Source organism: Pseudomonas sp. R19M, assembly GCF_050312585.1.
In the GTDB taxonomy this organism is placed as follows: domain Bacteria; phylum Pseudomonadota; class Gammaproteobacteria; order Pseudomonadales; family Pseudomonadaceae; genus Aquipseudomonas; species Aquipseudomonas palleroniana.
Genome location: NZ_JBNPJV010000019.1, coordinates 19,944 through 29,836 on the forward strand (window position 1 = coordinate 19,944; position 9,893 = coordinate 29,836).

Consider the following 9,893-nt stretch of genomic DNA (forward strand, 5'->3'; position numbering starts at 1 on the left):
CCTACTTTTGCCTCACATTAACCGAGCAAAGCACGACCATGATGTCGCAAATGGTCTTCGATGAAGCTGGCGATGAAAAAGTAGCTATGGTCGTAGCCGGGCTGCAGGCGCAACTCCAGTGGGTGGTTGGCCACCTTCGCCGCCTGTATCAGGGCCTCAGGCTTGAGTTGCACGGCGAGAAAATCGTCGCGGTCGCCCTGATCCACCAGCAATGGCAGCTTTTGCGCCGCTTCACTGATCAGCACGCTGGCATCCCATTCACGCCATTTCGAGCGCTCCTCGCCCAGATAGCGCGAGAACGCCTTCTGCCCCCAAGGACAATCCATCGGATTGCTGATCGGCGAAAACGCTGACACCGACAGGTAACGCCCCGGGTTGCGCAACGCGCAGACCAACGCGCCATGCCCACCCATGGAGTGACCGCTGATGCCACGCTTATCCGATGCAGGGAAATGTGCTTCAACCAACGCCGGCAATTCCTGCACCACGTAGTCATGCATCCGATAGTGCTTGGCCCACGGTTCCTGGGTGGCATTGAGGTAGAAGCCCGCGCCCAGGCCGAAATCCCAGGCGTTGTCCGGGTCACCGGGCACACCCGGCCCACGGGGGCTGGTGTCCGGCGCGACAATGATCAACCCCAGCTCGGCGGCCATGCGCTGGGCGCCGGCCTTCTGCATGAAGTTCTCGTCGGTGCAGGTCAGCCCGGACAACCAGTACAACACCGGCAGCTTGCCGCCCTGCTCCGCTTGCGGCGGCAGGTAGACCGCGAACGTCATGTCGCAGCCGAGGACATCGGAATGATGCTTGTAGCGTTTATGCCAGCCGCCGAAGCTCTTCTGGCACGACAGGTTCTCCAGACTCATGGCCGACCTCAAAAGTGGATGACGGTACGAATGCTCTTGCCTTCATGCATCAGGTCAAACGCTTTGTTGATGTCTTCCAGACCCATGGTGTGAGTGATGAAGGTATCCAGCGGGATCTCGCCGGTCTGAGCCATCTCCACGTAGCTCGGCAGCTCGCTACGGCCGCGCACACCGCCGAAAGCCGAACCGCGCCAGACGCGGCCGGTGACCAGTTGGAATGGACGGGTGGCGATTTCCTGGCCGGCACCGGCCACGCCGATGATCACCGACTCACCCCAGCCTTTATGGCAGCACTCAAGGGCAGCGCGCATCAGTTGCACGTTGCCGATGCACTCGAAGGAAAAGTCCACACCGCCGTCGGTCAAGTCGACGATGACGTCCTGGATCGGGCGATCGTAGTCTTTCGGGTTGATGCAGTCGGTGGCGCCCAGCTGCTTGGCGATTTCGAATTTGGCCGGGTTGATGTCGATCGCAATGATACGACCCGCCTTGGCCTTGACCGCGCCAATCACCGCCGACAGGCCGATGCCACCCAGGCCGAAGATCGCCACGGTGTCACCCGGCTTGACCTTGGCGGTGTTGATCACCGCACCAATACCGGTGGTGACGCCGCAGCCCAGCAGGCAGACTTTTTCCAGCGGCGCTTCTTTTGGGATCTTGGCTACGGAGATTTCCGGCAACACGGTGTACTCGGAGAACGTCGAGGTGCCCATGTAATGGAAAATCGGCTGGCCCTTGTAGGAAAACCGCGTGGTGCCGTCAGGCATCAAGCCTTTGCCCTGGGTGGAGCGGATCGCCTGGCACAGGTTGGTCTTGCCCGACAGGCAGAACTTGCACTTGCCGCACTCCGGCGTGTACAGCGGGATCACATGGTCACCCACGGCCACCGAGGTCACGCCCTCGCCGATAGCTTCAACCACCGCACCGCCCTCATGGCCGAGGATCGACGGGAAGATACCTTCCGGGTCAGCGCCCGACAGGGTGTAGGCGTCGGTATGGCACACGCCGGACGCGACCACGCGCAGCAGCACCTCGCCGGCCTTGGGCATGGCCACATCCACTTCAACGATCTCAAGGGGCTTCTTGGCTTCAAAGGCTACGGCGGCGCGGGACTTGATCATCCGGGTTTCTCCATGGGTTAAAAACTGAGGGGTGAGTGTAAAACATGGCCCGGTGATGAATAATCCAGACAAAAGCAAAACTTTATTGCTGTACAGGGATAATCAACATGCTGGAAAACCGTTGGGAAGGCATCGATGAATTTGTCGCCGTCGCCGAATGCAGCCAGTTCACTGCAGCGGCCGAGCGCCTGGGCGTATCGTCATCCCATATCAGCCGGCAGGTGGCACGCCTGGAAGAACGACTGCAAACGCGGTTGCTGTATCGCAGTACACGCAAGGTCACCCTGACCGAAGCCGGCCAGACCTTCCTGCAGCACTGCCAGCGTTTACAAGACGGTCGCGAAGAGGCCCTGCGCGCCGTGGGTGACCTCACCAGTGAACCCAAGGGCATGTTGCGCATGACCTGCGCGGTGGCTTACGGCGAACGGTTTATCGTGCCGCTGGTAACGCGATTCATGGCGCTGTACCCGCAATTGCGCGTGGATATTGAACTGACCAACCGCCAACTGGACCTGGTGCACGAAGGCCTCGACCTGGCGATTCGCCTGGGGCGCCTGCAAGACTCGCGCATGGTCGCCAGCCGGCTGGCCCCCCGACGCATGTACCTGTGCGCGTCGCCCTCCTACCTTGCAAGGTATGGTCGGCCACATAGCTTGTCGGAATTGAGTCGGCATAACTGCCTGATCGGCAGCTCGGATATCTGGCAATTGGCTCAGGACGGGCGCGAATTTTCTCAACGGGTGCAGGGTAACTGGCGTTGCAACAGTGGCCAGGCGGTACTGGATGCGGCGCTGCAAGGGGTTGGATTGTGCCAATTGCCGGACTATTACGTGCTTGAACATTTGCACACTGGCGCGCTGGTGTCATTGCTGGAGGCGCATCAGCCGCCGAATACGGCGGTGTGGGCTCTGTATCCACAGCAGCGGCACTTATCGCCGAAGGTGCGCAAGTTGGTCGATTTCTTGAAGGCGGGGCTGGCTGAAAGGCCGGAGTACATCAGTTGATCAATCAGTGATTGGACCTATCGCCATCGGGAGCAAGCCCCCTCCCACATTTGGAATGCATTTCAAATGTGGGAGGGGGCTTGCTCCCGATGGGGCCGCTGCAGTCCAGCGGCCTACCTGCGATTAGCCCAGCGCAAGCGCAACCACTCCAGATCCTCTGGCCGGGTCACCTTGATATTGTCCGAACGCCCTTCAATCAAGCGCGGCGCCTGGCCGGACCATTCCATGGCCGAGGCTTCGTCAGTGATCACGGCGTCGGCCACCAGGCTGTCGGCCAACGCACGGTGCAATGCCCCCAGGCGGAACATCTGCGGGGTATAGGCCTGCCAGATCAGGCTGCGGTCGACGGTTTCCATCACCCGCCCATGCTTGTCGACACGCTTGAGGGTATCGCGAGCCGGCACGGCCAGCAGGCCCCCGACCGGGTCATCCGCCAGTTCGCTCAAGAGTTTGTCGAGATCGTCACGGCTCAGGTTTGGCCGCGCGGCATCGTGCACCAACACCCAATCGTCGTCGCTGGCGCCCAGGGCGTTGAGTTGCAAGAGTGCATTGAGCACCGACCCCGAACGTTCCGAGCCACCGTCCGCACGATGGATACGCGCGTCGCCGGCACACGCCAGTTCAGGCCAATAAGGATCATCAGAAGCAAGACTGACCACCAGGCCCTTGAGCGATGGATGGTCGAGAAAACAGCCAAGGCTGTGTTCGAGAATGGTGCGCCCGCCCAGTTGCAGATACTGCTTGGGACGGTCAGCGGCCATACGGGCACCGACGCCCGCGGCAGGAATCACGGCCCAGAAGGCCGGTAGACGGTAACTCATTGGGCCAACTGGTAGAGGGTTTCACCCTCCTTGACCATGCCCAATTCATGACGAGCCCGCTCTTCAACGGTCTCCGTACCTTTTTTCAGCTCAAGTACTTCGGCGTCAAGGACGCGATTACGCTCCAGCAGGCGTTCGTTTTCGGCGTGCTGGTCGGCAATCTGCTGGGTCAGTTCTTCTACCTGCGCAAAGCTGCCATTACCGACCCATAGGCGGTACTGCAGGCCAGCCAGCAACAAGAGCAAGACGAGGAATAACCAATTGGGACTGCGCATCGAAATCCGGGTATCCAGTGAAAAAAGCCAGCCATGTAAAACTTTTGCAGCAACTGATAGCACGAAGCCTGGAAGGACCAGGCTTGTGCTAGATAGCCATCAGGTTAGCGTCGAAAAACACCCTATCGTGGTTTTTCCGACGCAATCCAACGACTTTTTACCATGCTTTACCATCAAGTAGCGATCAGCCGCGAAACTCACCGCGACCGTTGTACTTGGCTTTACCCGCCAGTTGCTCTTCGATACGCAGCAATTGGTTGTACTTGGAAACGCGGTCGGAACGGCACAGGGAACCGGTCTTGATCTGGCCCGCCGAGGTGCCCACAGCCAGGTCGGCAATGGTCGAGTCTTCGGTTTCGCCGGAGCGGTGGGAGATCACGGCGGTATAGCCTGCAGCCTTGGCCATCTGGATGGCTTCCAGGGTTTCGGTCAGGGTGCCGATCTGGTTGAACTTGATCAGGATCGAGTTGGCGATCTTTTTGTCGATGCCTTCTTTCAGGATCTTGGTGTTGGTCACGAACAGGTCGTCGCCCACCAGTTGGATTTTTTCGCCGATCTTGTCGGTGAGGACTTTCCAGCCGGCCCAGTCGGACTCATCCAGGCCGTCTTCGATCGAGATGATCGGATAGCGCTCGGTCAGACCTTTGAGGTAGTCGGCAAAACCTTCGGAAGTGAATACGTGGCCTTCACCCGACAGGTTGTATTTGCCGTCTTCATAGAACTCGCTGGCTGCGCAGTCCAGGGCCAGGGTCACGTCAGTGCCCAGCTTGTAGCCGGCGTTGGCCACGGCTTCGGAGATCACTTTCAGCGCATCTTCGTTGGACGCCAGGTTCGGCGCGAAACCACCTTCGTCGCCCACGGCAGTGCTCAGGCCACGAGCCTTCAGTACAGCCTTCAGGTGATGGAAAATCTCGGTGCCCATGCGCAGGCCATCGGAGAAAGTCTTGGCGCCAACCGGCTGCACCATGAATTCCTGGATGTCGACGTTGTTATCGGCATGCTCGCCACCGTTGATGATGTTCATCATCGGCACCGGCATCGAGTACACACCCGGCGTGCCATTCAGGTTGGCAATGTGAGCGTACAGCGGCAGGTCCTGGTCCTGGGCAGCAGCCTTGGCAGCGGCCAGGGACACGGCGAGGATGGCGTTGGCACCCAGGTTGCCTTTGTTTTCGGTGCCGTCGAGCTTGATCATCGCGTGATCCAGGGCTTTCTGGTCTACCGGATCCTTGCCCAGCAACAGGTCACGGATCGGGCCGTTGATGTTGGCTACGGCCTTCAGTACACCTTTGCCCAGGTAACGGCTCTTGTCGCCATCACGCAGTTCCAGCGCTTCGCGCGAACCGGTGGAAGCACCGGACGGCGCGCAGGCGCTACCGATGATGCCGTTATCGAGAAGCACGTCGGCTTCGACGGTGGGGTTGCCACGGGAGTCGAGAACTTCACGACCTTTGATGTCGACGATTTTTGCCATTGTTGTAAACACTCCAAAGTTGACGAAAACGACGCAGCTGAAGGAAAACTTTTGACCGACCGCAAGGGTGGAACAACGGGGCAGGCTTGCAGGCGACAAGGCTCAGGCCCACGGGCCTGAGCATAAAACGAGGGAAAGTCTACCGGAGAAACGGTGCTTACGCGGTTTCTACCGTCGGAAAACTCTTGACCAGTTCGTCCAACTGCTTGAGCTGGGCCAGGAACGGCTCCAGCTTGTCCAGGCGCAGGGCGCAAGGACCATCGCACTTGGCGTTGTCCGGGTCCGGGTGGGCTTCCAGGAACAGGCCGGCCAGGGACTGGCTCATGCCCGCCTTGGCCAGATCGGTGACCTGGGCACGACGCCCACCGGCGGAGTCCGAGCGACCACCGGGCATTTGCAGCGCGTGGGTCACGTCGAAGAACACCGGGTATTCGAACTGTTTCATGATGCCGAAACCGAGCATGTCCACCACGAGGTTGTTGTAGCCGAAGCTCGAGCCACGCTCGCAGAGGATCAACTGGTCGTTACCCGCTTCCACGCACTTGTTCAGGATGTGTTTCATCTCCTGGGGCGCAAGGAACTGGGCTTTCTTGATGTTGATCACCGCGCCGGTCTTGGCCATCGCCACGACCAGGTCGGTCTGGCGCGACAGGAAGGCCGGCAACTGGATGATGTCGCACACCTCGGCGACCACGGCAGCCTGTTCAGGCTCGTGGACGTCGGTGATGATGGGCACGCCGAAGGCTTGCTTGATGTCCTGGAAGATCCGCATGCCTTCTTCAAGGCCCGGGCCGCGATAGGAGGTCACGGACGAACGGTTGGCCTTGTCGAAGCTGGCCTTGAACACGTAGGGGATGCCCAGCTTCTGGGTGACCCGCACGTACTCTTCACAGACCTGCATCGCCATGTCGCGGCTTTCCAGCACGTTCATGCCGCCAAACAACACCATGGGCTTGTCGTTGGCAATCTCGATGTCACCTACGCGAATGATCTTCTGGGCCATCAGGGTTACGCCTTCTTCTGATGTTGCGTAAGTGCTGCCTTGACGAAACCGCTGAACAACGGGTGACCGTCACGCGGAGTCGAGGTGAACTCGGGGTGGAACTGGCAAGCGACGAACCATGGGTGATCCGGTGCTTCGACCACTTCAACCAGCGCGCCGTCACCGGAGCGACCGGAGATTTTCAGGCCAGCTTCCTTGATCTGCGGCAGCAGGTTGTTGTTCACCTCGTAGCGGTGACGATGACGCTCGACGATCACGTCCTTGCCATAGCAGTCGTGTACCAGCGAGCCCGGCTCCAGCAGGCAATCCTGCGCGCCAAGGCGCATGGTGCCGCCCAGGTCGGAGGTTTCGGTACGGGTTTCAACGGCGCCGGTGGCATCTTCCCACTCGGTGATCAGGCCCACGACCGGATGGCCGCTGCTGTGATCGAACTCGGTGGAGTTGGCGTCTTTCCAGCCCAGCACGTTACGGGCGAACTCGATAACGGCCACTTGCATACCCAGGCAGATCCCCAGGTACGGCACCTTGTTCTCACGGGCGTACTGCACGGCAGTAATCTTGCCTTCCACGCCACGCAGGCCGAAACCGCCAGGAACGAGGATCGCATCGACACCTTCGAGCAGCGCGGTGCCCTGGTTCTCGATGTCTTCGGAATCGATGTAGCGCAGGTTGACCTTGGTACGGTTGCTGATACCGGCGTGGCTCATCGCTTCGATCAGCGACTTGTACGCGTCCAGCAGTTCCATGTACTTGCCGACCATCGCGATGGTGACTTCGTGCTCGGGGTTGAGCTTGGCGTCGACCACGGCATCCCATTCGGACAGGTCCGCGCCGCCACACTGCAAGCCGAAACGCTCGACCACAAAATCATCCAGGCCTTGCGAATGCAGGATGCCCGGGATCTTATAGATGGTGTCGGCGTCTTCCAGGCCAATCACCGCACGCTCTTCAACGTTGGTGAATTGCGCGATCTTGCGGCGCGAGGAAATATCGATCGGGTGATCGGAGCGGCATACCAGCACGTCCGGCTGCAGGCCGATGGAACGCAGTTCCTTGACCGAATGCTGGGTAGGCTTGGTTTTGGTTTCGCCGGCGGTGGCGATGTACGGCACCAGGGTCAGGTGCATCAGCATCGCGCGCTTGGCGCCGACTTCGAAACGCAGCTGGCGGATCGCCTCGAGGAACGGTTGGGATTCGATGTCACCCACGGTGCCACCGATCTCGACCATCGCCACGTCGGCATCGCCTGCACCCTTGATGATGCGGCGCTTGATTTCGTCGGTGATGTGCGGGATCACCTGGATGGTTGCACCCAGGTAGTCACCACGGCGCTCCTTGCGCAGCACGTGCTCGTAGACACGGCCGGTGGTGAAGTTGTTGTTCTGGGTCATGGTCGTGCGGATGAACCGCTCGTAGTGGCCCAGATCCAGGTCGGTCTCGGCGCCGTCATGGGTGACGAACACTTCACCGTGCTGGAACGGGCTCATGGTGCCCGGGTCGACGTTGATGTACGGGTCCAGCTTGAGCATGGTGACTTTAAGCCCCCGCGCCTCCAGGATGGCCGCCAATGAAGCGGAGGCAATGCCTTTCCCCAATGAAGAAACAACACCGCCCGTGACGAATATGTAGCGCGTCATGAAAAACCCTAGAAGTCTGCGTTAAAGCGGTCCGAGCCGCCGGGGAAAGCGAAGGAAGGCCGAAGCCCCCGATCACCTGCATTAATCACAGTGCACCTTTCAAAAAAACCGCCGCGTGGTGACAGACCAGCAATGAAACACCGGTACGTTGATCGCTACACATTTTTTGGAATCGCCCAGCAAAGACTGCTTGGTAATCGGCAACTGCTGCGATTCAGGAGAATCCACAGAAGTTGTATCAAGAAGGGAGCGTAGTCTACCGGAAAGGCTCTATCAGCTCAAACCTTGATCGCAGTTCTGTGGCAACCAATGCAATTGCCAACCTTCACTCGGTACTGCCCAGCGTCCAGCGACGCTGGGGCCACCCAGCAATTGCTCGCCCCGATACAGGAGCGGCAATCTGCCACGGACGAAGCCCGGCAGCGCGCTTTCGTTAAGCAGGCGCTTCAGATCACGGCGACCTCGCCCCGGTACCTCAAGCACTTCACCGCCCCGGCGATAACGAACCTCCAGAGGACCTTCGGGCACCTTGCCGACCAACTCCAGCCGGCCATTGCCGGGTAACTCTAGTGGGTTTTGCGGATCGGGCCAGCTCAACGTTGCGTCGGAAAATTCCGCCCAGGCACCCGGCAACCACCAGATGCGCTCGCCGCAACGGTGCAACTCGCCATCGGCCATGCGCCATAGAGGTTGCGCATCCGGCTTGGCGTCGCGCAGGGAATGCCAACCGGCCCAGTGATCACTGTCGGGTAAACGGGTCAGCGGGGTCAGCCAATGACGCAAGGCGTTGCGCTGGCGAGCGTCGGAAAGCTCACGCAATGGCGCAAGGGCCAGTGACGGTAAAGGCAGCCAGGGGAATGGTGAAGGTTGGTCCGCAGCCTGCAAGTCCATCCGCGCCAAGTCGTCCAGCAGCCCCTGGGCCTCGCCGAGCTGCTCGGCGGTACGGGCCAGGCGGCTGGCGGCTTGCGGCCAGCGCTGCGTCAGTGCCGGGAAAACGCGATGGCGCAAGTAATTGCGCGAAAAATGCGGGTCGGCATTGGAAGGGTCTTCGACCCACAGCAATTGATGTTCATGGGCGTAGGCTTCCAGCTCACCACGTGATACGTCGAGCAAGGGTCTCAGCAGATGGCCTCCCGCCAGGGGGCGATGACCAGGCATCGCCGCCAAGCCACGCACACCGGCCCCACGCAGCAGGCGAAACAACAGGGTTTCGGCCTGATCTTCGCGATGCTGGCCCGTAAGCAACACCCCCCCTGCCCCCGTGACTTCGGCAAACGCCTGATAACGTGCGTCGCGGGCGGCGCGCTCAAGGCTCGCTCCGGGCCGGACCTGCACACGCATGACGCACAAGGGCACGCCAAGGCTGTCGCACACCGACTGGCAATGACCGGGCCATGCGTCGGCGGCAGCTTGCAGGCCATGGTGGACATGCACGGCACTGAGCGTCGGGAACGTTTCGGTTTTTGCCAAAGAGACCAGAAGGTGCAGCAGCACGGTGGAATCCAGCCCACCTGAGAAAGCGACGTGCCAGGCCGGGGCATTGCGCCACGGGGCAAGGGCTTGAAGGAGTTTGGCGGCTAGCGCTGGCTTCATCGGAAAATACCGCCATCAAACTGGAATGCGACAACCCAGCATACACAAAGCAAATGTAGGAGGGGGCTTGCTCCCGATAGCAGTGGGTCAGTCAATGGACCC

At 60.3% G+C, this 9,893-nt stretch carries 9 protein-coding genes; 1 reads left to right on the forward strand and 8 read right to left on the reverse strand.

Annotated elements, in window-relative coordinates; genetic code table 11:
• Positions 1-17: 17 nt before the first annotated feature.
• Together fghA and ACQRBT_RS02800 are read right to left on the reverse strand one after the other, a co-directional pair.
• Positions 18-863 carry an S-formylglutathione hydrolase gene (gene fghA, locus ACQRBT_RS02795; RefSeq protein WP_060754056.1) on the reverse strand — a complete coding sequence of 282 codons (846 nt, stop codon included), beginning with the start codon at positions 861-863 and terminating at the stop codon, positions 18-20.
• 8 nt (positions 864-871) lie between these two features.
• Positions 872-1,984 (reverse strand): S-(hydroxymethyl)glutathione dehydrogenase/class III alcohol dehydrogenase, encoded by a 1,113-nt coding sequence (locus tag ACQRBT_RS02800; protein ID WP_010212435.1) that lies wholly within the window; start codon positions 1,982-1,984, stop codon positions 872-874.
• Positions 1,985-2,091: 107 nt separating this feature from the next.
• Here ACQRBT_RS02800 and ACQRBT_RS02805 point away from each other — a divergent pair, with 107 nt between their 5' ends.
• Positions 2,092-2,988 (forward strand): LysR substrate-binding domain-containing protein, encoded by an 897-nt coding sequence (locus tag ACQRBT_RS02805; protein WP_060754055.1) that lies wholly within the window; start codon positions 2,092-2,094, stop codon positions 2,986-2,988.
• 113 nt (positions 2,989-3,101) lie between these two features.
• On the opposite strand, the gene ispD is transcribed toward ACQRBT_RS02805, so the two are convergent.
• The 6 genes from ispD to tilS all read right to left on the reverse strand — a co-directional run bounded on the left by ispD (position 3,102) and on the right by tilS (position 9,791).
• The gene (gene ispD / locus ACQRBT_RS02810; protein WP_104995712.1) at positions 3,102-3,809 is read right to left on the reverse strand and encodes a 2-C-methyl-D-erythritol 4-phosphate cytidylyltransferase; all 708 of its coding nucleotides are present in this window, start codon (positions 3,807-3,809) and stop codon (positions 3,102-3,104) included.
• The gene (ftsB, locus tag ACQRBT_RS02815) at positions 3,806-4,084 is read right to left on the reverse strand and encodes a cell division protein FtsB (protein WP_057723188.1); all 279 of its coding nucleotides are present in this window, start codon (positions 4,082-4,084) and stop codon (positions 3,806-3,808) included. Before ftsB ends, ispD begins: the two co-directional genes overlap by 4 nt.
• Positions 4,085-4,268: 184 nt before the next feature.
• Positions 4,269-5,558, reverse strand: a complete 1,290-nt coding sequence (eno, locus tag ACQRBT_RS02820) for a phosphopyruvate hydratase (protein WP_060754053.1) — start codon at positions 5,556-5,558, stop codon at positions 4,269-4,271.
• A 157-nt stretch (positions 5,559-5,715) separates the two neighbouring features.
• Entirely contained in the window at positions 5,716-6,561 is an 846-nt protein-coding gene (gene kdsA, locus ACQRBT_RS02825; RefSeq protein WP_060754052.1) for a 3-deoxy-8-phosphooctulonate synthase, read from the reverse strand.
• Between the two features lie 5 nt (positions 6,562-6,566).
• The gene (locus ACQRBT_RS02830) at positions 6,567-8,198 is read right to left on the reverse strand and encodes a CTP synthase (RefSeq protein ID WP_060754051.1); all 1,632 of its coding nucleotides are present in this window, start codon (positions 8,196-8,198) and stop codon (positions 6,567-6,569) included.
• Positions 8,199-8,471: 273 nt separating this feature from the next.
• Positions 8,472-9,791 carry a tRNA lysidine(34) synthetase TilS gene (tilS, locus tag ACQRBT_RS02835; protein WP_412046667.1) on the reverse strand — a complete coding sequence of 440 codons (1,320 nt, stop codon included), beginning with the start codon at positions 9,789-9,791 and terminating at the stop codon, positions 8,472-8,474.
• Positions 9,792-9,893 lie beyond the last annotated feature (102 nt).